The 23,907-nt window shown below is 33.9% G+C and carries 26 protein-coding genes and 1 pseudogene; 6 read left to right on the forward strand and 21 right to left on the reverse strand.

Going from position 1 to position 23,907, the window contains the following annotated elements:
• Positions 1-51: 51 nt before the first annotated feature.
• From ACKX2A_RS02460 to ACKX2A_RS02525, 14 genes are all read right to left on the reverse strand, one after another.
• Positions 52-1,137 carry a class I SAM-dependent methyltransferase gene (locus ACKX2A_RS02460; RefSeq protein ID WP_415327453.1) on the reverse strand — a complete coding sequence of 362 codons (1,086 nt, stop codon included), beginning with the start codon at positions 1,135-1,137 and terminating at the stop codon, positions 52-54.
• An 89-nt stretch (positions 1,138-1,226) separates the two neighbouring features.
• Positions 1,227-1,598, reverse strand: a complete 372-nt coding sequence (locus ACKX2A_RS02465) for a GxxExxY protein (protein ID WP_415327454.1) — start codon at positions 1,596-1,598, stop codon at positions 1,227-1,229.
• A gap of 73 nt (positions 1,599-1,671) precedes the next feature.
• Positions 1,672-2,820: a methylmalonyl-CoA mutase family protein gene (locus ACKX2A_RS02470; protein ID WP_415327455.1), complete on the reverse strand. Its 1,149-nt coding sequence runs from the start codon at positions 2,818-2,820 to the stop codon at positions 1,672-1,674.
• A 104-nt stretch (positions 2,821-2,924) separates the two neighbouring features.
• Complete coding sequence (locus tag ACKX2A_RS02475) at positions 2,925-3,281, reverse strand: FtsB family cell division protein (protein ID WP_415327456.1); 357 nt, start codon at positions 3,279-3,281, stop codon at positions 2,925-2,927.
• Position 3,282: 1 nt separating this feature from the next.
• Positions 3,283-3,897, reverse strand: a complete 615-nt coding sequence (gene udk / locus ACKX2A_RS02480; RefSeq protein WP_415327457.1) for a uridine kinase — start codon at positions 3,895-3,897, stop codon at positions 3,283-3,285.
• A 220-nt stretch (positions 3,898-4,117) separates the two neighbouring features.
• Entirely contained in the window at positions 4,118-4,423 is a 306-nt protein-coding gene (locus ACKX2A_RS02485) for an ATP-dependent Clp protease adaptor ClpS (protein WP_415327458.1), read from the reverse strand.
• Positions 4,424-5,782, reverse strand: a complete 1,359-nt coding sequence (locus ACKX2A_RS02490; RefSeq protein ID WP_415327459.1) for a hemolysin family protein — start codon at positions 5,780-5,782, stop codon at positions 4,424-4,426.
• A gap of 271 nt (positions 5,783-6,053) precedes the next feature.
• Positions 6,054-6,917 (reverse strand): ATP synthase F1 subunit gamma, encoded by an 864-nt coding sequence (gene atpG / locus ACKX2A_RS02495; protein WP_415327460.1) that lies wholly within the window; start codon positions 6,915-6,917, stop codon positions 6,054-6,056.
• An 86-nt stretch (positions 6,918-7,003) separates the two neighbouring features.
• The gene (gene atpA / locus ACKX2A_RS02500) at positions 7,004-8,581 is read right to left on the reverse strand and encodes a F0F1 ATP synthase subunit alpha (protein WP_415327461.1); all 1,578 of its coding nucleotides are present in this window, start codon (positions 8,579-8,581) and stop codon (positions 7,004-7,006) included.
• A gap of 21 nt (positions 8,582-8,602) precedes the next feature.
• Positions 8,603-9,142 (reverse strand): ATP synthase F1 subunit delta, encoded by a 540-nt coding sequence (gene atpH / locus ACKX2A_RS02505; protein ID WP_415327462.1) that lies wholly within the window; start codon positions 9,140-9,142, stop codon positions 8,603-8,605.
• Positions 9,143-9,144: 2 nt separating this feature from the next.
• A complete protein-coding gene (locus ACKX2A_RS02510; RefSeq protein ID WP_415327463.1) occupies positions 9,145-9,642 on the reverse strand; it encodes a F0F1 ATP synthase subunit B in 498 nt (165 codons plus the stop codon).
• An 86-nt stretch (positions 9,643-9,728) separates the two neighbouring features.
• Positions 9,729-9,923 carry an ATP synthase F0 subunit C gene (atpE, locus tag ACKX2A_RS02515; RefSeq protein WP_002979108.1) on the reverse strand — a complete coding sequence of 65 codons (195 nt, stop codon included), beginning with the start codon at positions 9,921-9,923 and terminating at the stop codon, positions 9,729-9,731.
• A 58-nt stretch (positions 9,924-9,981) separates the two neighbouring features.
• Positions 9,982-11,097 (reverse strand): F0F1 ATP synthase subunit A, encoded by a 1,116-nt coding sequence (gene atpB / locus ACKX2A_RS02520; protein WP_415327464.1) that lies wholly within the window; start codon positions 11,095-11,097, stop codon positions 9,982-9,984.
• A 59-nt stretch (positions 11,098-11,156) separates the two neighbouring features.
• A complete protein-coding gene (locus tag ACKX2A_RS02525; protein WP_415327465.1) occupies positions 11,157-11,528 on the reverse strand; it encodes a hypothetical protein in 372 nt (123 codons plus the stop codon).
• A 483-nt stretch (positions 11,529-12,011) separates the two neighbouring features.
• Here ACKX2A_RS02525 and ffh point away from each other — a divergent pair, with 483 nt between their 5' ends.
• Positions 12,012-13,373 carry a signal recognition particle protein gene (ffh, locus tag ACKX2A_RS02530; RefSeq protein WP_415327466.1) on the forward strand — a complete coding sequence of 454 codons (1,362 nt, stop codon included), beginning with the start codon at positions 12,012-12,014 and terminating at the stop codon, positions 13,371-13,373.
• A gap of 82 nt (positions 13,374-13,455) precedes the next feature.
• Here ffh and ACKX2A_RS02535 read toward each other — a convergent pair whose 3' ends face one another.
• From ACKX2A_RS02535 to ACKX2A_RS02560, 6 genes are all read right to left on the reverse strand, one after another.
• The gene (locus ACKX2A_RS02535; RefSeq protein ID WP_415327467.1) at positions 13,456-14,091 is read right to left on the reverse strand and encodes an outer membrane protein; all 636 of its coding nucleotides are present in this window, start codon (positions 14,089-14,091) and stop codon (positions 13,456-13,458) included.
• A gap of 42 nt (positions 14,092-14,133) precedes the next feature.
• Positions 14,134-14,811 (reverse strand): DUF3575 domain-containing protein, encoded by a 678-nt coding sequence (locus ACKX2A_RS02540; RefSeq protein ID WP_415327468.1) that lies wholly within the window; start codon positions 14,809-14,811, stop codon positions 14,134-14,136.
• Positions 14,812-14,881: 70 nt separating this feature from the next.
• Complete coding sequence (locus ACKX2A_RS02545; RefSeq protein WP_415327469.1) at positions 14,882-15,538, reverse strand: outer membrane beta-barrel protein; 657 nt, start codon at positions 15,536-15,538, stop codon at positions 14,882-14,884.
• Between the two features lie 215 nt (positions 15,539-15,753).
• Positions 15,754-16,263, reverse strand: a complete 510-nt coding sequence (locus tag ACKX2A_RS02550; protein ID WP_415327470.1) for a hypothetical protein — start codon at positions 16,261-16,263, stop codon at positions 15,754-15,756.
• A gap of 122 nt (positions 16,264-16,385) precedes the next feature.
• The gene (locus ACKX2A_RS02555; protein WP_415327471.1) at positions 16,386-17,048 is read right to left on the reverse strand and encodes a porin family protein; all 663 of its coding nucleotides are present in this window, start codon (positions 17,046-17,048) and stop codon (positions 16,386-16,388) included.
• A gap of 143 nt (positions 17,049-17,191) precedes the next feature.
• Positions 17,192-18,151 (reverse strand): PhoH family protein, encoded by a 960-nt coding sequence (locus ACKX2A_RS02560; RefSeq protein ID WP_415327472.1) that lies wholly within the window; start codon positions 18,149-18,151, stop codon positions 17,192-17,194.
• A 134-nt stretch (positions 18,152-18,285) separates the two neighbouring features.
• Here ACKX2A_RS02560 and ACKX2A_RS02565 point away from each other — a divergent pair, with 134 nt between their 5' ends.
• The 3 genes and pseudogenes from ACKX2A_RS02565 to ACKX2A_RS02575 all read left to right on the forward strand — a co-directional run bounded on the left by ACKX2A_RS02565 (position 18,286) and on the right by ACKX2A_RS02575 (position 22,154).
• Positions 18,286-19,113 (forward strand): SAM hydrolase/SAM-dependent halogenase family protein, encoded by an 828-nt coding sequence (locus tag ACKX2A_RS02565; protein ID WP_415327473.1) that lies wholly within the window; start codon positions 18,286-18,288, stop codon positions 19,111-19,113.
• A gap of 63 nt (positions 19,114-19,176) precedes the next feature.
• Positions 19,177-20,490, forward strand: coding sequence for a dihydrolipoamide acetyltransferase family protein (locus ACKX2A_RS02570; RefSeq protein ID WP_415327474.1), 1,314 nt, complete (start codon positions 19,177-19,179; stop codon positions 20,488-20,490).
• 328 nt (positions 20,491-20,818) lie between these two features.
• Positions 20,819-22,154, forward strand: a pseudogene (locus ACKX2A_RS02575) (chloride channel protein).
• A 269-nt stretch (positions 22,155-22,423) separates the two neighbouring features.
• Here ACKX2A_RS02575 and ACKX2A_RS02580 read toward each other — a convergent pair.
• The gene (locus ACKX2A_RS02580; RefSeq protein ID WP_415327475.1) at positions 22,424-23,023 is read right to left on the reverse strand and encodes a hypothetical protein; all 600 of its coding nucleotides are present in this window, start codon (positions 23,021-23,023) and stop codon (positions 22,424-22,426) included.
• A gap of 132 nt (positions 23,024-23,155) precedes the next feature.
• On the opposite strand from ACKX2A_RS02580, the gene rpsF reads away from it, so the two are divergent.
• Positions 23,156-23,497, forward strand: coding sequence for a 30S ribosomal protein S6 (rpsF, locus tag ACKX2A_RS02585; RefSeq protein ID WP_066434819.1), 342 nt, complete (start codon positions 23,156-23,158; stop codon positions 23,495-23,497).
• Positions 23,498-23,529: 32 nt separating this feature from the next.
• On the forward strand, positions 23,530-23,832 hold the full coding sequence (gene rpsR, locus ACKX2A_RS02590; protein WP_100074406.1) for a 30S ribosomal protein S18: 303 nt from the start codon (positions 23,530-23,532) through the stop codon (positions 23,830-23,832).
• Positions 23,833-23,907: the final 75 nt, after the last annotated feature.

Raw genomic sequence — 23,907 nt, forward strand, 5'->3', positions numbered from 1 at the left:
TAATTTTTGTTTGCCCAAAATTAAGGATTCCTATTTTTTTCGGCAACATTTTTATACTGATTTTAATATTATTTTTCCTTTTTTGGATTGTGTAAAAATAAGGTAATCTTCTCCTCCGTCTTTTAAACCATATTTTTTCTTGATTTCTTCTGGTTTCAGAGGATAATTTTTGGAGATAATATTGAACTGACTTTTCTTTTTAATATGTTTAGCATCAATAACTTCCATTTCGAAAACTCTTCCCGGAAAATTATCTATTTTTTCTACCGAAGTGTAAAAATGTGAATTGGGATGAAGCTTCTTTAGATTAAATTTTTCTGAAATTAAATTGAAAACTCCAGCCTTTAAAATAGTATTATTCGGAATATAAATGAATTTTTCAGGTTCGTCGTAGTTTGCATGGGCATTTTCTTCTTCTCCAAACTGAAACTCAAAAGAGGTTTCACCGCTTTCTAAATTCACACAATTGCAAATGATCTGCGAAGGTTTTTCTTTAGATAAAAAGACAACAGCTTCTTTTACATCATTTTTTACCGCGATAATCTCAATTCTGAAAATATTAGGAAGGACGGAAATTAGGTATTTAAGATCTATTAAAGGCGACAATTTTATAACAACTTCATTTGAAATTGATAATAATTTTTCCTGAATTTCGAGAATATTTGGCGATAGGTCTTCTAATAAAAAAACTTTATTTTTATTATTGTCTCTTCGCGCCGGATCAAGGTAAATGACATCAAAAATTTCCTGATTTTCATTTAAAAAATCTTCTAATTTTTGATTGATAAATTTTGCTTTTTTACCTAAAACACTCCAGTTATTTTCAACAATTCCCAGTAATTCAGAGTTTTGTTCGACTAAAGTTATTTCTTTAAAATTTTGAGACAAATAATAGGCATCAATCCCAAAACCGCTCGTTAAATCAATAAAATGTTTACCTTTTAAAATTTCTGATTTGTAAAACGCTGTTTTTTCCGAGGAAGATTGCTCTAAATTAAGCTGTGGAGGAAAAATAATTCCTTCTTTTAATAAAAACGGAAATTTCTTTTGTGCAACCTGTTTTCCTTTAATCTGTTGTACGATTTCCTGCATGGAGACTTCAGGAAATGGGGATTTTTTTAATAGTAAAATGTGCAAGTCTTGGTTTAGATTTGCGTTGATGTATTTTTGAACTTCGGTGTTTGAATGCCACGAATGCACGAATATATTTATTAAACGGTTATTAATTATAAAATGATTCTTCTATAATTCAATTTTGATTCGCCAAAATTAACAATCAATGCTAATTTATTATCAGAAACTTTTAAATAATTGATTGCTTGTGCAAGATCGGTATCTGCAATTTGATTTCTGCCTTTTATTTCTAAAATGATTTTTTCGTCAACGACAAAATCTGCATAAAATTTATGAGGAAGAACAATTCCTTTATAAACCACTTCATATTCTTTTTCTCTTTCATAGAATATTCCTACTTTTCGAAATTCTAATTCCAATGCATCTTTATAAACAATTTCAGAAAACCCATGACCTAAATAATTGTGAATGTCCATACAAATTCCAATAATCTTGTACGACTCTTCTTTATAAATAATACTCATATAATGACTCACTTGTGCTTGAATACAAATTTAATAAATATATTCGTGCATTCGTGGCATTAAATATTATCAATTACTCAAACATTTCAGCCCAACGAACTGCCTTAATCACATTTTCATTATACAACTCCTCGATCGACTTTTTAACGTCTAATTTTGGATATAAATTTACTCCGATTAACTTTATTTTTCCTTCTTCCACCCATTTTTGTTCTTCAATGGCGTGATCGTAGATTTTCTTTTGAATAATTCCCTGCTTTAAAAGCTCAAGATAACCTCCTGCTTCTTCGATTTCAACAAATAAAGTCCAAGATTTTTCAGCAATTTGCTGCGTAATATCTTCTACGTAGTAACTTCCGTTTGAAGCATCTTCAAAAACATTAATGATACTTTCGTAAGCTAAAACGATTTGTTGCTTAAATGAAATTTCTTCCGAATTATCCGTACTTCTGTCCACCAAATAGTTGTTACTGAAAACTGCGTCTGCTCCGCCAATCATTGCAGAAGCAAGCTCTAAAGTCGAACGAATCAGGTTATTTTCGTTATCAGAAACAGCTTTATTTCTTAATGATGTTTCAGCAAAAATATATGGAATTTCATCTAAACCATATTCTTTTGATAATTGATTGAAAACCATTTTAAAAGCTCTCAATTTTGCCATTTCAAAGAAATAACTTCCGCCGATTGCAATTCTGAAAATTAATTTATCAATGATTTCAACACCATAAACTTCGATCAGTTCTTTAGTCTTTGCGAGAGCAATTCCCAATTGTTGGTAAATCGCAGCTCCGGCGTTTTGATGAAGAGAAATATCTACACAAATATTTCTTCTGAATTGTTTTGCTAATAATTCTTTAACTAATTGATCATTAATTGCAGCTTCTTTTTCGTCAAAGACATCAATTAACGAAAAATATTGATCCTCTTCTTTCGGACTGATATGTCCTGCCAATTCTTTATTATTGACAAAAATGGTCTTCTGTTCAAGATTTTCTACATTTTCATCCAAAATAAAGGCAAATACATCCTCTTCTAAACTTTCGTGATATTTTGCCACCAGATGAGTACTTTCTTCGATTTTTGGCAGGTTTACCAAAGGCTTCTGAACTGTATCATAAAAAGGTCTTACATCAATTTCTTCTAAATTTTCTTTTTTAAGAATTGAAAAAATATCGTCTGTTTTAAGCTGTTTCTTTACTAAATTTTCCCAGGCTGTTGACATAGTTTTGTTTTGAGTGTGAATTGTAATAGTCAATTCCCTTTGCTTGTTAATTATAAAAATTCACTTACTAGGCAAAATTCACCATTGACATTTCACTTTTAGAATTATTTTTTCGCAATATTTGTGCTATCTACAACCAAAATAAAGATCTCTTCATTTGGTTTTTTCATGAAATAGTTTTCTCTTGCGTATTTTTCTTTTTCAGATTTATTATTCATCAATTTCTTATAAAACGCGTCATTTTTTTCGTACTCGGTTTTATAATATTGAAGCTGGTCTTCGTATTTGTTGATTTCGCCATTCAGTTCGTTTATTACCAAAAACGAAGTTTTATCAAAGAAAATCATCCAGACCAGAAACAGAACGATCGTAATGGTATACTTGTTCAAAATATATTTCTGAAGCATTTTTAAAGTCTCGGACTTCGGCTGAATGTCTTTAATAAGTTTATTTTCTTCCATTTTAATGTTTTCTCAACGAGTTTTTAATAACAGTAGTTAAAAAATCTATCGCTACAGAATTTTGTCGCATATTCGGAATAATGAGGTCCGCCTCGTTTTTTGAAGGCTCAATAAATTCCTGATGCATAGGCTTTAAAGTCGTCTGATAACGGTGCAAAACTTCTCCCAAATCTCTTCCTCTATCCTGCGTATCCCTTCTGATCCTTCGAATCAATCTTTCGTCTGAATCTGCATGTACAAACACTTTTAAATCAAATTCCTTTAGCAATTCCTTATTGGTAAGAACTAAAATTCCTTCTACCACCAATACGTTTCTAGGCTCTACAGTTACATGATCTCCGGTTCTGGAATGCGTTACAAAGCTATAAATCGGCTGTTCGATAGGCTCGTTGTTTTTTAAAGCTTTTACGTGTTTTATCAGCAAATCAAAATCGATGGATTTCGGGTGATCGTAGTTTAAAGCTTCTCTTTCCGTAAGCGTAAGATTATGATTATCATGATAATAATTATCCTGTGAAAGGATATTCATTCCCTCAACATCTAGCTGCTGCAAAATCTTGTCAACAACCGTAGTTTTGCCGGATCCTGTACCTCCTGCAATTCCTATTACAAGCATTCTTTATTTTTTCTTTATAGTTTTTACAAATATACTATTTTATTTAAATGTTGGACGAAGGATGCGGGAAGATGGAAGTTTTTCGTTGAAAATATTTTATAGATTTTAAGAAAAAGAAAGAGCCACGAAGTGGCAATATAAAATAGCATTGGATAAAGCCCATGAATAGAACAAATCAATAATTATAAAAATAAAAATCCGACATCTCTGTCGGATTTTATTATACTATTTCGCTTGTTAATTCCCTTGAAATAAGTTTTTCGTGCATTGGCTTCAACAAATCCATTGATCCTGTTTTTACCGTGCATTTGCCTTTAAAATGTACAAGAATTGTACATTGCTCGGCCTGTTCCAAAGTATGCTTACAAATTTCAATTAAAGAATCGATTACATAATCAAATGTATGAATATCATCGTTATGCAAGATCAATTTATAAACATCATCCGTTTCGTCCAAAACCAGTACTTCCTCTTCGTACTGTCGTTTCGGATTATCATAATCTTTAATACTATTATAAAAATTCATTTAAACTTCTCCTATTTTTTCTGCCAGATCATTGATTGTATTCGGTCCTTCGTAAACCAATTCTACAAGCTCTACGCTTTTATTATTCATTTTCAAAATTTTGAAATGATAATTTTCGAGATCAAACTCCTGATTTTCTTCCGGAATATCTTCTAAAGCATGAAGAATAAATCCTGCCAAAGTATTGTATTCACTCTCTTCTGAAAGCGATAATCTTTTAGGTAAAAACTCATTGATTTCGTCCAAAGGCTGTGTTGCCTGAACCCAGTAGGTATTTTCCCCCATTTTATCAACGATTTTCTCTTCATCATCCTCTTCATCCTGAATTTCTCCAACCAACTCCTCCAAAATATCTTCAAGCGTGATGATACCTTCCGTACCACCAAATTCGTCGATCACAATTGCTAAGTGTTGCTTTTTTTGCTGGAAAATCTTCAATAAATCTGAAATTTTCTTACTTCCAACAACAAAGAATGCATCACGCATTAATTCTTTAAGATCTTCGTGATTAAGCTCTCCTTTTCTTTTAACGAATTCTCTTATAATTTCTTTTGTATAGAGTATACCAATCACATTATCAATTGAATCTACATACACAGGAATACGTGAATATCCACTGTCCATGATTTTATTGATAATTTCGTTGATATCTTCCTCAAAATCAATTGATGTGATGTTTTGGCGAGGAACCATGATCTGTTTTGCAGAATGATCTGTAAAATCAAATGCATTTTTAATGATCTCATAATTCTCTTCTTCAATTTCTCCACTGTCTGCACTTTGTTTTACCAAAAGCTGCAATTCTTCCGTAGAGTGAATTTCCTGTTCAGAAGCCGGATGAATTTTAATTAATCTTAAAAAAGTATTCGACATTAAATTCATCAACCAAATAAATGGTTTGAAAACGGTATAAAAAACTCTCAACGGAACCGCAGTTGCCATTGTCGTTGATTCTGATTTTCTGATCGCAATCGATTTAGGTATAAGCTCACCAAATACAATGTGCATTACAGTGATGAGTACAAAGCTGGTCGCTACTGAAACTGTAGTAACTGTAGCTTGGCTCATGTCAATATTTAATGAATGAAAAATTCCCTCCACAACGTGGTGTAAGGCACTTTCTCCTACCCAACCAAGGGCTAGAGAAGCTAATGTAATCCCAAGTTGTGTTGCAGAAAGATACTCATCAAGATGTTTGATAATGTGTTCTGCCTGCTTTGCCATAGAGTTTCCTTCTGCGGCTTTTAGCTGTATTTGTGAATAACGAACTTTGACAATTGAAAATTCTGCGGCTACGAAAAAGCCATTAAGTAAAACAAGTAATAAGGCTAGCAAAAGCCTGACTATGTCCGAATCCATTTAGAAATTATATAAATTTATTAATACAAAGATATATAAAAAAAAATAACCTGAGAGGTTGGTGGTATATTTTCGTTCGGAAAGGAAGCAGGAAGACAGATACTGGAGGTTTTGGAGTGGAAATTTATGCTGAAAATTAATTTTTAATTAAACTTAAAAACAAAAAAACGGAATAATGAGAAACTTCAAGCTCCCAACATCCCCATCTTCCAGCCAAAACAAAAAGCACCGATAAAAACCGATGCTTTAGTATTTTTAAATAAGATAATTCTTACGAATTTTTCAAGGCTTCTGCTCCTGAAACGATCTCTAGGATTTCGTTTGTAATAGCAGCCTGTCTTGCTTTGTTGTAGAAGATTACTAAGTCGTTCTTCAAAGCCTGTGCGTTATCTGTTGCTTTGTGCATTGCAGTCATTCTCGCTCCGTGTTCAGATGCAACTGAATCTAGGATTGCTTTAAAAACCTGAGTTTTAATAGATTTAGGAATCAAATTATCTAAGATTTCTGCTCTATTTGGCTCGAAAATATAATCTGTTTCTACTTGAGGCTCTGTATTTTCAGGCATAGAGATCGGAAGAAGTTGTTCCGTAGTCACTTCCTGAGTAGCAGCATTAACGAATTTATTATAAATTAAATAAACTTCATCAAATTTACCCTCTGTAAAGCTGCTCATTACCGCTTCAGCAACGTGAGCAACAGCATCGAAGTTCAGATTATCATAAACAGCACTTTCGTTTGAGTATACTGTACGAGTTTTTCTTACAGCATCGAAAGCCTTTTTACCGATAGAAAGAACTTCAACCTCATATTGAGATTTGTTCTGAAACTGTGCGTTAAGCTCTTTAACGATAGATGAGTTAAAAGCTCCTGCAAGACCTCTGTTTGAAGTAACAGCGATGAAAAGGATTCTTTTTACTTCTCTTTTTTGAGCGTAAACAGAAATCTGATCAGGATCTGAACTAGAATTTACATTCTGGATAAGTTCCTGTAATTTCTCAGAATAAGGTCTTAACATTACGATTGCATCCTGTGCTTTCTTCAGTTTCGCAGCGGAAACCATTTTCATAGCACGTGTAATTTGCATCGTAGATGAAATTGAACTAATTCTGCCTCGTATTTCTTTTAAGTTTGCCATATTGGGTTAGTTGTTGGTTGTCGGTTGTTGGTTGCTAGTTTTTAGATATTTCTGTCAACTATCAACCAACAATCATCAACTAATTTTTAGTTATATTTTGCAGCTAAATCATTAGCAGCCTGCTTAAGAACGCTAGTAATTGAATCATCGATTTTTCCAGCTTTGATCGCAGCCATTGTATCTGGGTGTTTAGATCTTAGGAATTCGATATATTCATGTTGGAATTCTTTAATTTTTCTGATAGGAACGTTTCTCATTAAGTTTTCTGTTCCAGCGTATACGATCGCTACCTGACTGTCTACAGGAAGTGGTGCATTTACCGGCTGCTTAAGGATTTCTACATTTCTTTCTCCTTTAGAGATTACTGCTAAAGTAGAAGCATCTAGGTCTGAACCGAATTTCGCGAATGCTTCTAGTTCTTTATATTGAGCCTGGTCTAATTTAAGAGTACCAGAAACTTTTTTCATTGATTTGATCTGAGCGTTACCTCCAACACGAGATACAGAGATACCTACGTTGATCGCCGGACGAACCCCAGAGTTAAATAGATCAGACTCCAAGAAGATCTGTCCGTCTGTAATAGAGATTACGTTTGTTGGAATATACGCAGAAACGTCACCCGCCTGAGTTTCGATAATTGGAAGTGCTGTTAATGAACCACCACCTTTTACGATTGGCTTCAAAGATTCAGGTAAATCGTTCATTTGGCTAGCGATTTTATCATCAGCGATAACTTTAGCCGCTCTTTCCAATAATCTTGAGTGAAGATAGAAAACGTCTCCAGGATAAGCCTCACGTCCCGGTGGTCTTCTCAATAGTAGAGAAAGCTCACGGTAAGCTACCGCTTGTTTAGATAAATCATCATAAACGATCAAAGCTGGTCTACCAGTGTCTCTGAAGAATTCACCGATAGATGCTCCTGCCATTGCAGAATATACCTGCATTGGAACTGGATCTGATGCGTTAGCTGCAACGATTACAGTGTATGCTAAAGCTCCTTTATCAGAAAGAGTTTTAACGATTTGTGCTACAGTAGAAGCTTTCTGACCGATAGCAACATATATACAATATACTGGTTTACCAGCATCAAAGAATTCTTTTTGGTTGATGATCGTATCGATCGCAACAGTAGTTTTACCTGTCTGTCTGTCACCAATGATAAGCTCTCTCTGTCCTCTTCCTACAGGAATCATCGCATCAATTGCAACGATACCAGACTGTAAAGGCTCAGTTACCGGCTGTCTGAAGATAACTCCGGGAGCTTTTCTTTCCAATGGCATTTCGTATAAATCCCCAGTAATAGGACCTTTACCATCGATAGGGTTACCAAGAGTATCTACTACTCTTCCTAACATACCTTCTCCTACTTTAATAGAAGAGATTCTGTTTGTTCTTCTTACTGTGTCTCCTTCTTTTACTAATTTACTTTCACCTAATAAAGCAACACCTACGTTGTCTTCTTCAAGGTTTAGTACAATACCTTCTACATCACTAGAAAATTTCACCAACTCTCCGTATTGTACGTTTTCTAACCCGTATACACGAGCAATACCATCACCGATGGTTAAAACTGTACCTACTTCCTCAACGTTTGATTGAGTGTCGAAGTTGGCCAATTGCTGTTTTAAGATCGCAGATACTTCTGCCGGATTTATTTCTGCCATTGTATGGTTGTTTTTCTTTCTTTAATTTAATTGGAAATCTTTTTTAACTTGATTTAGTTTCGTCTTCACAGACGCGTCTACCTGCTGGTCTCCTACTCTTAAAATGTATCCTCCTAAAATTTCAGGCTTTACATTTAATTTTATGTCAAAATTAGAGTCTGCTTTTACCAAGTTTGTAGATCTTAATATCTGATCAAGGTTTTCTTTTGAAAGCTGAGTCGCCGTTGTAAGAGTAATTCTCTGTACACCGTTGATATCTTCAACTTTATTGATGAATTCCTGAGCGATATTTTTCAACTGGTTTTCTCTTCCATGTCTGATTACCAGAGTAATTAGATTTTGAGAAGAAGCTGATAAACTTTTGAAAATTTCTTTTGCTACTTCTACTTTCTTTTTAGAATCGATGTATGGTGTAAGAAAAAATTTGTTTAAATCCTGAGATTCACCCATAATTTTTACCACATCTTTCATTTCAGAAAATACAGTAGCCGTTTGCCCTGATTCATTAGTAAAATCAAGTAAACCTTGTGCGTATCTTTTAGCTACTTTAGATGTAAGCATTATTAGTTAAGGTTAGATTTGTTTAAATAATTTTGAACTAATTCGTTTTGAGCTTCGCTGTTGTCAAGCTTTTGCTTCAAGATAGACTCTGCGATGTTTACTGATAAAGTACCAATCTGAGTTTTAATATCTGCCATTGCAGCATTTTTCTCAGCGTTGATAGTTTGTTTAGCAGCTTCGATCAATTTGTCTCCTTCAGATTTAGCAGCATCTTTAGCCTCACCTACGATTCTATCTTTAATTTCTCTAGCTTCTTTAAGGATAGCATCTCTTTCGATTTTAGCTTCACGAATGATTCTTTCGTTATCCTCTTTTAAAGTTTCCATTTCTTTTCTAGCCAATGTAGCTTGATTAAGAGCGTCAACAATAGAAGTTTCTCTGTCGTTAATAGATTTTAAAATAGGTTTCCAAGCAAATTTACCTAGCAAAAACAAAAGTGCCAGAAAAATAACAGACTGGATAATAAATAATCCTGATGAAAACTGATGAATTAATTCCATTATATTAATGTATAAATAATTATTACTTTTTTCTTAAATAACCACTATCTGTAACCAACCGTTACGGATAGTGGTTTTAGTTTTAATTAGTTTACTGCGAATAGAGCAGCAAACGCAACACCTTCTACAAGGGCAGCAGCGATAAGCATAGCTGTTTGGATTTTTCCAGATTGTTCAGGTTGTCTAGCGATAGCTTCAAGAGCAGCAGCTCCGATTTTACCAAGACCGATACCTACACCTAGTACTACGATACCAGCACCTACAATTTTAGGGATTTCCATAATATATAATTTTAAAAAATTTGTTTCTAAATAATTTTAATACTTCAACGCCAAACTATTAGTGGTGAGTTGCATGATCGTGTCCGTGTCCATGCTCGTGCTCCTCCACTGCCATTCCGATGAACAAAGCTGATAACATTGTAAAGATATAAGCCTGTAAGAATGCCACTAATACTTCCAATAGATAGATCACTAATGTTAAGAAAGGGAAAGCAACACCTGCTATAAAATTCTTAAATACATAGATCAATCCGATCAAACTCATTACTACGATGTGTCCTGCAGTCATGTTTGCAAAAAGACGGATCATCAATGCGAAAGGCTTAGTGATTGTTCCTAACAATTCGATTGGCAACATGATCAATTTCATTGGTACAGGAACTCCCGGCATCCAGAAGATGTGTTTCCAATAATCTTTATTAGCAGAGAATGTAGTAATTAAATAAGTAAGGATAGCCAAGAAGAATGTCATTGTAATATTACCTGTAACATTGATTCCGAAAGGCATCAATCCTAAAACGTTAAGGAATAAGATAAAGAAGAATACAGTTAATAAATAACCCATAAATCTCTTATACTTATGTCCGATATTCGGGATAGCTACTTCATCTCTTACGAAGATTACTAAAGGCTCTAAGAATCTTGCCGCTCCTGTAGGAACTGCTGATTTTTTGTAAGACCTAGCCATTCCTGTAAATAATACCAACATGAAAACTGATGTTAGCAAGATGATAAGTACACTTTTTGTAATTGATAAGTCTAAAACTTTTTCTGAAGTTACATGACCTTCTTCATCTTCTGTTAATTTTCCGGCTGCATCAGTCTTGTAAATTTTTTCGTGGTGTAATTTGTAATAAGATCCGTCAACTTCTGTAGTTTCTCCGTGCATGAATCCTTCTTTACTGTTACTCATGAAAGCGTGGAAACCGTTGTCATAAAAAATAACAGGAAGAGGGAAACCGATGTGGTGACCATCTTTATCCACCATCAATGTAAAGTCGTGTGCATCTAACAAGTGATGATCGATGTACTCTTTGTTTTCTTTACTTACTTTGTCTTTCTCTGAAAGCTCTGTAGTAGCAGACCCTGCCTCAGCAGTGGCTTCACCGTGCTGTGCAGACACTAAGTTTAATACAAAAATACTGTAGAATAAAACTGCGAATTTCTTAAACATTGATAGGTTTTTTTCGTTGTGCAAAAATATAATAATTTTTCTAGTTTCAATAAATAATTTTACTGTTTTTTGTCATGATTAATAAGCTTAATCGCATAGTACGTAAGTAGCGTTGTCAGGACAAAATATGGCATGATAAAGTGAAATTTATACCCTGGAATCGCTTCAAAGTTTAATTTTTTTCTAATTAAATACATTAAACCGAATTTTAAAAGGATTAAACCAATCACAGACAAACCTAAAAATTCCGGTGCGACTCTATTAATTAATATGATAAGCGTAATCATCATCATAAACATTACACTTAAGAATAAATAAAATTTCACAATTATAATTTCATCTAAATGGAAAACAAACTTCCATAAGGAGAAATGAATCAAAAATGTTAAAAAAAATAATACCGTAACCAGAATATTTGGATTAGCCTTCATTATCAAATTTATTTTACCTAACATTGGTTAGGTTAATTTTATTTGATCACAAAAATAGACTTTTTCTATCGTATTTCCTCATGATTTGATTTTTATCATCTCAATTGATGGAGTTGATTTATTTTTTTTGCTTTTTTTTCATTCTTAGATCGATTAACATTTAGTTTGTCATCCTGAAAGGATATAAACATAGTATTAGAAAACAATATGGAAAGATTCGTATGTAGATCCTTTCAGGATGACAAACTTTGTTGATATTTTCTGCTTTTTAAATAGGTGACTACCACCATAGCCCCGATTGCAACGACATCCTTTTTCTGAATGGGCTTTAAAAAAAAGCGTTGGCGAAAAAGATACAGTGGAAAGCGGGAGAAAGCTACAAATAAAAGCAAGATTAATTTATACATATATAATATTACGTGCAGAACACTTTGGATATACCAAAAATTCCTTATTTTTGCAAACCTATAATTTACAATACATATGTTTAATAGTTTACAGGATAAATTAGACAAAGCGCTTCATAATATTTCCGGAAGAGGAAAAATCACGGAAATCAATGTCGCGGAAACCGTAAAAGAGATTCGTAGAGCATTGGTGGACGCCGATGTTAATTATAAAGTTGCAAAAGATCTTACAAAAAGAGTTCAGGATAAGGCATTAGGACAAAACGTGCTTACTTCGCTTACGCCGGGACAGTTGATGACGAAAATCGTTCACGACGAATTGGTAGATCTTATGGGAGGTTCTCAGGAGGGAATCAATCTTTCAGGAAAACCTTCTGTGATTCTTATTGCAGGTCTTCAGGGTTCTGGTAAGACGACTTTCTCTGGAAAATTAGCGAATTATTTAAAAACAAAAAGAAATAAAAAACCTCTTTTGGTAGCGTGTGACGTGTATCGCCCGGCTGCGATCGATCAGCTTAAAGTTTTAGGCGGACAAATCGGGGTTCCCGTTTTCACTGAGGAAGGTTCTATGGATCCTTCAAGCATATCTCAAAACGCTATTAATTTTGCTAAATCTAACGGTCACGATGTTGTAATCGTGGATACAGCAGGTCGTTTGGCGATTGATGAGCAGATGATGAAGGAAATTAAAACCGTTCATTCTACGATTACACCAAACGAAACTTTGTTCGTTGTTGACTCAATGACAGGTCAGGATGCTGTGAATACGGCAAAAGCATTCAATGATACTTTGAATTTTGACGGGGTTGTTTTAACGAAATTAGATGGTGATACGCGTGGTGGAGCTGCATTGACGATCCGTTCTGTAGTTGAAAAACCAATCAAATTCATTTCTACAGGTGAGAAAATGGAGGCTTTAGACCTTTTCTACCCTGAAAGAATGGCGGACAGAATCTTGGGAATGGGAGACGTTGTTTCCTTGGTAGAAAGAGCTCAGGAGCAGTTTGATGAAGAGGAAGCGAAAAAGCTTCACAAGAAAATCGCTAAAAACGAGTTTGGTTTTGATGATTTCTTAAAGCAAATCAATCAGATCAAGAAAATGGGTAACATGAAGGATTTGATGGGGATGATTCCGGGAGTTGGAAAAGCGATCAAGGATGTTGAAATCAGCGATGATGCGTTTAAACACATCGAAGCGATCATTTATTCTATGACTCCGGAAGAAAGAAGAAGACCTTCAATTATCAACACTCAAAGAAAAAGCAGAATTGCAAAAGGTGCAGGTAGAAAAGTGGAAGATGTAAACCAATTGATGAAGCAATTCGACCAAATGGGTAAAATGATGAAGATGATGCAAGGCCCTCAAGGTAAGCAAATGATGCAGATGATGAGCAAAATGCCAAATATGCCTGGAATGGGCGGAATGTTTGGAAAATAATTTAGCTTAAATTCATTTAAAATATAAAATCCGACTCAAAATTGAGTCGGATTTTTTTATTTTTATCTTTAAAATAAATTGATTATTTATCAGATTTTTGAGCTTTAGCTTTGATGAAATAAGAGAAACCAACGTTTACCCCGAAAGTTTTAACATTAGTTTTAACATCTGTATTCATGATCGTTTCTTTGTTTGAGAACTGATCGTAAGAAATACCTAAGTTTAAACCTAAAGACTGAGTAGCCATGTAAGTAACACCTCCTTTTACTTTCCAAGCAAGACCATCTGTAGTTGTTTCGTTTTTAACAACTGTACCCATTACGTTTGCTTCATCTGTATTTTTTACAGAAGCATACCCAATTCCAGCACCTAAGAAAGGAACAAATTTAGTAGAGTTTGCAAAATAATAAGTTGCAGTCGGCATTCCAGAGAAGCTACTTGTAGTAGACTTAAGACCTTGGTATTTTGTAGTAGTATTCATATATCCTAGTTCAATACCAACAGCTAATTTATCGATTACGAAATATCCAACTGAAGGAGAAATAGAGAATGTGTTTACTTTTGGTCCGTCTACAGACTGATCTCCAACTTTAATAGTCGTTGAAACATTGTTGAAACCAAGACCTGTATCTCCACTGATCACCCAGTCACCTTTAGTCATTTGTGCGTTAGAAAGTCCGAAAAGTGCAACTGCACCAGCTAGTAATAGTTTTTTCATGATATTTAATTTAAAAAATTATAATTTATATTTAAAGTTGATTTATTTACCTCCGAAAACATACTTCACTCCGAAAGAAACCGATGATAGATTCAATCCGAAATTAGAATTCTTTTCGTTTCTGTATTCAGCATCTTTATACTTCTTATTTTTATATCCAAACTCTCCTATTGTGGCTTCAATAGACCAGTTTTTATTTAGGAAATAATCAAGACCCGGTTTTACATTTACACCGATGGAAGTATATTTTTGTTCATCAGAATAAGTCTGCTGATAGATAAAGCCAGACATGCCGTCTAATCCTGTCACCAATGCATCCTGATTCATCTTTCCAAATTCCATTGGAACTTCCAACTGTCCGAAAAAGTATAATTTGTCTGATAAAGTCCAGTATTTTCTTACGAAAGGTGCTATAACAACAGCATTTGTTTTTCCTTTATAATCGATAAATGTAGCGAATGATCCACTGGAAATGATCTCGTTATAATCAAACTTATTATTTGTAGAACCAAAACCTGCTCCTACTGCCAGGTTTTCCGCTACAAAAACACCTACTTTAGGAATGATTTTAAAATCTTTTTCAGTAGAATTAAAATTAGTGATTGAAGTTTCGTTTTTAGAATAATTTATCTGTCCTGAAAGATAGATAGCCCCTTTTTTGATCTGGGCGTTCGAAAACCCAAAAAGCGCGATCGCGCCCATTAATAATAGTTTTTTCATGGTATAGTTTTATGTGAAAAAAGCCCTAAGAAAACTCAGGGCTCTATTTTAAATGTTTTTTAGCTCAAAATTATTTAGCGAAAACATACTTAACTCCGAAAGTTACAGAAGATAAGTTTAAACCAAATGTGTAGTTATTGGTAGCATCACCATCTTTTGGTTTGTAGTTGTTGTAACCGAATTCACCGATAGTAGCTTCAATAGACCAGTTTTTGTTTAGGAAATAATCTAAACCTGGTTTTACTGTAACACCAACTTGAGTGTATTTAGCTTCTGTAGAAGTTGAAGTTGTAGTCGTTGTAGAACCTGAAGTAGCTACAGAAGTGTTTTCAACTTCAGTTTTTCCAAACTGCATTGGCACTGCTAACTGACCGAATATGTATAATTTATCTCCTAAAGTCCAGTATTTTCTTACGAAAGGAGCAACAACGAATGCTGGTTCTTTCACTTCGTTTGTAGTAACAACTGTAGTAGTTGGGAATACTGCAGTAGTAATGTTAGTTTCTTTTTGAGTTTGGTAACCAACACCTAAACCAATTGCTAAGTTTGGAGCTACAAAATATCCAACAGTTGGCAATACGTTGAAGTTTTCTGTTTTATTGTTACCGTTGTTAGTTTCTACTTGAGAATATCCTACAGAACCTGACAAATAAGTTGTTCCTTTAGCGATTTGAGCATTAGATAAACCGAAAAGTGCAATAGCACCAGCTAATAATACTTTTTTCATTTTTTTAAAATTTTAATACTTTCTGAGGGCAAATTTACAGTGATGTTATGGTAGTATTACAATTTCTTAATGTGATTAATATCATTTAAAAATATTAGCAATTTTCGATAATAAAACGTATTAAATAAAGGCTTTTAACTTTTTCACAAATTTTTGAATAAAAAAACTCCAATTTTGCAACTGGAGTTCAAATTATTTGATTTTTTTAATTTTTCTTATTTCAAGAAGAAATTTACACCGAAGTTAATCGCTCCGAAATTGTGTCTGCTGTCATCATACCAATAAGGACCATGATCCTTATATTTGCTGCTGATTGTCTGGAAACCTAAATACAATTCTGTATTTTTCAATTGATAACCGACTCTTGGCGCAACATACAATCCACTATTGATATAATCTCTCGTAGAAATAGCTGCTCCCAAATCCAATCCTACAAACAAAGGAACTTTAGAAAATCTATATTTCCCAGAAGCAGCAATAGGAACAAACCCAAAATCATCTACATGATCTTTTCCAAAAAAATGTGAATATCCTGTTGTAACACCAATGTCTAATCCCTTAGTAATATTCCACATATAGGCTGCGTCAATACCTAATGTAACACTTGCTGCATCAGAAGCGTCTCCCAGCGGAGCACCTACGTGAGCTCCTAATCTAAATCCTTCCTGTGCCTGTGCAACACCTCCTAATAATGCAAAAGCACCTAGTAATAATAGTTTTTTCATTTTCAATTTAATTTTAAAATTTTCTCTACAAGTAAGGTATTAATGAATAACATCATTTAATACAAGAAAAAAGCGGTACAAATTTTGTACCGCTTTTTATTTTTAATGAAAAAAATCAAAAATTAATTTCCTCCAAATTTAAATCCTACACCTACTTGTGCGAAGCTATTTGTTACTTTTCCGCCACTTCCGTCGTTAGAAAGGTTAGATACTCCCAAACTATATCTTCCATCGATGAAGAATCCGTTTTCAAACATATATTCTACCCCTACAAACGGAGCAATATTCAGTTTTTTGATATCATCTTTAATATCTACTTCACCACCCTCTCCTTCAACTTCAATATCAAAGAAGTCTGAACCAACTACACTTTTTTGTTTAGCAGAAAGAATTACTCCAAAGTTAGCACCTGCAGCAACTGAAAAACCTTCAGTGATGAAATATTTTGCAGAAACCGGTATCAAAAGCGTTCCTAAATCCACTTTAGTTTGTTCACCTACAAATACAACTCCAGCATTCACACCATCGATTTTTTCTTTAGCTCCAAGTGGCGAGTATAAAACTTCTGCCTGAAATCCGAAATTATCATTGATTTTGTATTCTGCCATACCTCCAATGTAGAAAGTATATTTGGGACTCATTTTTCTGGCATTTAGATCGTCTTGCTTTTCATCAATCTTAAGCGTTGACATTGCAAAACCTACTTTAGGACCAAATCGAAATTCCTGAGCGTTTGCGCTCAAACCCATTACAGCGACTGCTGCAAGAAGTAAAATTTTCTTCATGTTATTAGTTTTATCTTATTAATTCGACGGCAAAAATAGCAATTTATTTTGAATATCAAAATTTTAGACTTATTACATTTATTTAAACAAAAAAACAGGATAGTTTCCACCATCCTGCTAAATATTTTCAATTAAAATTAAATTTAATCGTTTCTCAATCTCTTATCCTCTGCATTGTAGGCAAGAATAATCTTCTTAACGACTGGATGTCGTACAACATCTTCCTCTGTTAAATGAACAAATCCGATTTCCTTTACATCACTCAAAATTCTCATGGCTTCTTTTAACCCGGATTGTTGTTTTGGTGGCAAATCGATCTGTGTTGGATCTCCTGTGATAATAAATTTCGCATTCATCCCCATTCTGGTTAAAAACATTTTCATCTGAGAGTGGGTTGTATTCTGAGCTTCGTCCAAAATTACAAAAGCATCATCCAAAGTTCTACCTCTCATGAAAGCCAACGGCGCAACTTCAATTACTTTTTTCTCGATAAAACCTTCCAGTTTCTCATGAGGAATCATGTCGCGGAGCGCATCATACAAAGGTTGTAAATACGGATCCAGTTTTTCTTTAAGATCTCCCGGTAAAAAACCTAAGCTCTCCCCTGCTTCAACGGCAGGTCTTGTTAAAACAATTCTTTTAACCTGTTTATCTTTTAAAGCTTTCGCAGCCAAGGCGACACTTGTGTAAGTTTTCCCCGTTCCGGCAGGACCGATTGCAAAAACCATATCTTTTTTCTCAGTTTCTTTTACTAATTTTTTAAGATTTGTGGTTTTAGCTTTAATTATTTTACCATTTACACCTTTTACGATAATATCCTGATCGAAGACTAATTGTTTTTCGTTTTCGTCTTTAATATTTAGAATATTTTCAACGTCTTTTAAAGTGATGGAATTATTTTTCGAAATATAATTTACAATATCATCAAGTTTTTGCTTAAATATATCAAGAGCTTCCTGATTACCCATCGCGAAGATGAAATGATCTCGCCCATTAATTTTAAGAGTTGGGAAGCTGGATTTTATTAAATTGAAAAATTGGTTATTAACTCCGTAGAAGATTTTTACGTCTACATCTTCCAAATCATATGTTAATTCAAACATGCAGTATTTTTATTTATTTTAGATTTTAAATTTAAACCTTTTTTTTAAATTTATATCAAATTCTTTTCCACAATCTTCGGCCTTTCCTTTATTTTTAGATAAATTTGCGGTACGATTATTTCTATAACGATTCAATGTCAATTATAACCCTAACTTCAGATTTCGGAAATTTAGATTACAGAGTTGCCGCTGTAAAAGGCAGAATTCTGTCGCTAAAACCTGAAGCAAATGTGATTGATATTTCTCATGAGATCCAGGCTTTCAATCTGATACAAACTTCTTACATCGTAAGAAACGCATATAAATATTTTCCAAAAGGCACAATTCATATCCTTTCCGTAGACAGTTTTCATCATAAATCGAGGAAAAATATTCTCTATAAAGCAGACGGGCATTATTTTTTAGCGGCCGATAACGGACTTTTAAGTTTAGTTTTTTTTGATATTAAACCTGAAGCGATTTATGAAATTACATTAAATAACCGTTTCGATGATATCGTAAATTTTACGTCAACCGATGTTTTTGTTCCTGCAGCCGTACATTTGGCGAATGGCGGACTTCCGGAAGTGATCGGTAGAAAGATAAAACACGCCAAGGAATTAATGTTCCCAAAGCCAGTTTACAATGAGTCTGAAAAGATGATTATCGGCGAGGTAACTTACATTGATAATTTCGGAAATATAATTTCAAATATCAGCAAAGATTTCTTCGAAAGTACAGGTCGCGGAACGGAAAGTTTTACTATCAAATTCAGGAATTTAAGTCTTTCGAGGATATTTTCAAGCCATACGGAAGTGGTTTCCGACTGGGCAAGAGAAACAGAATTTCACGGTCAGTCTGCGGCAATTTTCAATGACAGTCAGCTTTTAGAGTTAACGATCTATAAAGGAAGCAAGAAAAACGGTGCAAAATCTTTGTTTGGACTGAATGTCGGAGAAAATATTTACATTGAATTTTTCTAAAATTTAATATTTCATAAAAAAATCGATTTTTTTTATATATTTGTCAAAATCTAAAAATTAAAAATGGCAGAATACAAATTATTGCTTCCTTCCATGGGAGAAGGTGTTATGGAAGCGACAATTATCACTTGGTTATTCAACGAAGGTGATACTGTGAAAGAGGATGATTCCGTAGTAGAAATTGCAACAGACAAAGTAGATTCAGACGTTCCGACACCAGTTTCGGGGAAAATCGTAAAGATTTTGAAACAGAAAGACGAAGTTGCAAAAGTAGGTGAAGCCATTGCTATTTTAGAGATTGAAGGAGAAGGCGGAAACACAGCTACTGAAGAAGTAAAAACTGAAACTCCGGTTGCAACTCCAGATGCTGAAACTTTAAAAACAATTGAACAGCCTCTGCAAGTAGCTGCTTCAACAGAATTTTCGGGAGATCTTTACCTGTCTCCACTTGTAAAATCTATCGCACAACAGGAAAATATTTCTGAAACTGAACTAAAATCTATCAAAGGAAGCGGTTTGGAAGGAAGAATTACAAAAGAAGATATTTTAGCATACGTTAAAAACAGAGGAAATCAGCCAGCTCCACAAGCTGCTCCGGTTCAACAAGTAACTTCTACTCCACAGCCGGTTGCAACTTCTGCTCCTGCTGCTACCATTACGGCTGCTGCAGGTGATGAGATCATTCCGATGGACAGAATGAGAAAAATCATTGCTGAAAACATGGTGAAAGCAAAACAAATTGCTCCACACGTAACTTCTTTCATCGAAACAGACGTAACAAACGTTGTGAAATGGAGAAATAAACACAAAGATATCTTCGAAAAACGTGAAGGTGAAAAACTTACTTTCATGCCGATTTTCGTGAAAGCTGTAGTGAAAGCTATTCAGGATTTCCCAATGATTAACGTTTCTGTAAACGGTGATAATATCATCAAAAAGAAAAACATCAATATAGGTATGGCAACTGCTTTACCAGACGGAAACTTGATTGTTCCTGTTATTAAAAATGCAGATCAATTATCTCTTTCAGGTCTTGCAAAAGCAATCAATGATTTGGCTTACAGAGCAAGAAACAAAAAATTAAGACCAGAAGATACTCAAGGCGCAACATATACAATTTCTAATGTTGGAAGCTTTGGAAACTTGATGGGAACTCCGATTATTCCTCAACCTCAGGTTGCTATTCTTGCAATTGGAGCGATCGTTAAAAAGCCTGCAGTTCTTGAAACTAAGGATGGTGATGTCATCGCAATCCGTCAGTTGATGTTCATGTCGCACTCTTACGATCACAGAGTGGTAGACGGTTCTCTAGGTGGAATGATGTTGAAGCACGTTCACGATTACCTGCAAAACTGGGATCTGAACACGGAAATATAAGCAATAAATAATGGGCAATGAGTAATTTTCTTGCCGATTTTAAATATAAAACCTTCGATTTTTTCGAAGGTTTTTTTGTTTGCAATTAAAATTCAAAAGATTAATTTTCACCTTTAATAAATTTAAATTATTCAAACAAATAGATATTTATTTATCAAATTAATAATTAAACAAAACTCATTTTACATTATAATTATTTTTTTGAAGTTTAATTTATTAGTATTAAATTTATAACAACCTGTTTAATATAAGTTTTATAAGATTTAAGATTGTTTCAAAAATATAAATTCCGCAAAAAACATGTATTTTTGCATCTCAAAATTAACAAATGCTGAAAATTTTCACCCTCATTCGAAGATCTTTAAAAAAATCTTTTGACAATATCCGAAACGAACAACTGAAATATAACTTACTTCAGGCAATTCCTTTTTGGATTGGTTCTGTGATTACTGGCTTCTTTGCAGTAATGTACGCTAAAATATTTGCCTGGGGTGAAAACTTGCTTCATTTTATTATGAATTGGCATTCCTGGACGATCTTTATCATTGCTCCTATTGGTTTTGTGCTTTCGTGGTGGTTGGTAAAAGAGTTTGCGCCAAGCGCGCGAGGAAGCGGAATTCCACAAGTAATGGCCGCCGTTGAATTGGCAAATCCTAAGGAACACAGAAAAATTAGAAGCCTTTTAAGCTTAAAAATTATCATTTTTAAAATTCTTTCCTCTGTCATATTGGTCATTGGCGGTGGCGCGGTCGGTCGAGAAGGTCCTACCATTCAGATTTCCGGTTCCGTTTTCCGAAAAGTGAACGAATATCTTCCTGAATGGTGGCCTAAAATTTCGAAGAAAAATATGATCATGACGGGTGCAGCAGCTGGTCTTGCAGCCGCATTTAACACACCGCTTGGTGGAATCGTATTTGCCGTTGAAGAATTGTCTAAAACACATATTAATTATTTTAAAACAGCTTTATTTACGGCGGTTATTATTGCAGGTTTGACCGCTCAGACTTTTGCGGGTTCTTATTTATATTTAGGTTATCCTAAAACAAATGATGTTTCCCATTATTTTAGTTGGTGGAATTGCAGGAATTTTAGCCAGTCAATTATCCGTAATTATGCTGAAAATGAATGAGTGGAAAAAGAAAAATTTAAAAACAGACAGAGCAAATGTTGCATTTTTGGTGATCTGTGCTTTAATTATTGCTTCCATTGCTTTCTTTATTAATAGAGAAGTTTTAGGATCAGGGAAGGAAATCATGGAGCGTGTACTTTTTACGAAAGACAAACATGAAGATTGGTATGTTCCTATTTTAAGAATGTTGGGGCCTGCTCTATCTTTTACTTCTGGAGGAGCTGGTGGAATTTTCGCTCCAGCTTTGACGGCAGGTGCAAGTATTGGTTCGGTAATTTCGGGGGTTATTCATTTAACACCAAACGAAATAAATGTTGTGGTTCTTGGTGGAATGGTCGCTTTTTTAACGGGAATTACGAGAGCACCATTTACATCCGCCATTATTGTTTTGGAAATGACCGACAGACATTCGTTGATTTTCCATCTTATGTTAGCCGGAATGGTTTCGTCCATTGCTTCAATTTTGGTAAGCAGGCATTCTTTATATGATATTATTAAGGTGAGTTTCTTGGCGGAAATTAGAAAGGAAAAATAAATAGTTTTGAATTTTGTAACTGAAAAATTAATACAAAAATCTGTTTAAACTTTTTATTTTCAAAGTTTGTCATTCCGTAGGAATCTAGACATATTATTAGAAAATGGAAAAATTCGAACTTAGATACTTTCAGGATGACAAACTTCGTGGATATTTTTTCGAATGTTTATATGAATGACTGCAACTTTAGCCCCGATTGCAACGGCATCCTTTTGTGTAGCAAAGCGAAACAAAAGATATAGTGGAAAGCGGGAAATAGCTCCTATAAATTAATCTTTTTTAAGCATAATTTCCAGATCTTTCATTGCTTCTAAAACTTCAACAGCAGCTTCATAATCAGTTAATTTAATAACAAGCTTATCTAATTCTGTTTTAGATTTTTCGGTTTTATAAGTAACAATATTCAAATAAAAAACATTGTTTTTTCTTGCCGAAATATTATGAAATTTAATAACCCGGCTTAAATCCCAAAGAACATTATCATTTATAATTTTTCCTTTTTTATTGATCGAACTTATTTTAATCTGATCTCCATCAAATTCAGCCTGAAGCATTTTGTTATCGTCATCTCTATCAATTCCAAATTCATTTATTTTACTAACAATAAAATTTTTAGCATCATTAATATTTGAATATTTTCCTAAAACTTCACTTTTTCCATTACTATATGTTATCTGAAAAATATCCGCTTTTCCGAGAGATCGTGTTGGTCCATCGAGATTATCCGGTTCTTTGTAAATGATATTTGAAGAACCCACTTCGATGATTTTAGCATCAAAATGATCACCATTTTTCTTAATAATTTTGTCCTGACAAAAGTAAAGTGTGCTAAAACACAATAATGGTAAAATATAAATTTTGTTTTTCATGGCACTAGTTTTTCAAAATAAATAGATACACGAAAATACAATCTAATACATTAAAACACAACAAAAAGTTGTATAGTTTATAAAATTACACTACTTTTGCACCTCGAAATAATTAACAAATTTTTTAACATTATGAACAATTACGAAACTGTTTTCATTTTAACTCCCGTTCTATCTGAAGCTCAGGTGGAGGAAGCAGTGAACAAGTATGTAGATCTTATTAAAGAAAAGAACTGCGAAATCGTTGCTAAAGAAAACTGGGGATTAAAAAAATTAGCTTACCCAATCCAATTGAAAAAGAACGGATTCTACACTTTAATTGAATTTAAAGGTGAAGGTTCTGTAGTTGCTGATTTAGAATTAGCATTCAAACGTGACGAGAGAGTGATCCGTTACCTTACTACAAAACTAGACAAACACGCTGTTGACTACGCTGTAACAAGAAGAGCAAAAGTAAAAGCAGCTAAAGCTTAATTATTAACCCTATTTTTTAAAAAAGACAAGACATGGCAATAGACGAAATGGCTAAACAAGCCTCAGCTGGAGGAGAATCAGAAGTAAAATTCCTTACTCCGCTTGATATCAATACAAAATCTGAAAAGAAATATTGTAGATTTAAAAAATTCGGAATTAAGCACGTTGATTACAAAGATGCTGATTTCTTATTACAGTTCGTAAACGAGCAAGGTAAAATCTTACCAAGAAGATACACTGGAACTTCTTTGAAATACCAAAGAAAAGTTTCTGCTGCTATCAAAAGAGCAAGACACTTGGCGTTACTACCATACGTAGCTGACTTATTGAAATAAAAAAATTGCAATTAGCCATTAGCTTATAGCTTTTGGCTTTTTGTTGCTGAATAAATAATTAAATTCTAACTTGAT

The organism is Chryseobacterium sp. MMS23-Vi53 (genome assembly GCF_047651245.1).
Lineage (GTDB): Bacteria > Bacteroidota > Bacteroidia > Flavobacteriales > Weeksellaceae > Chryseobacterium.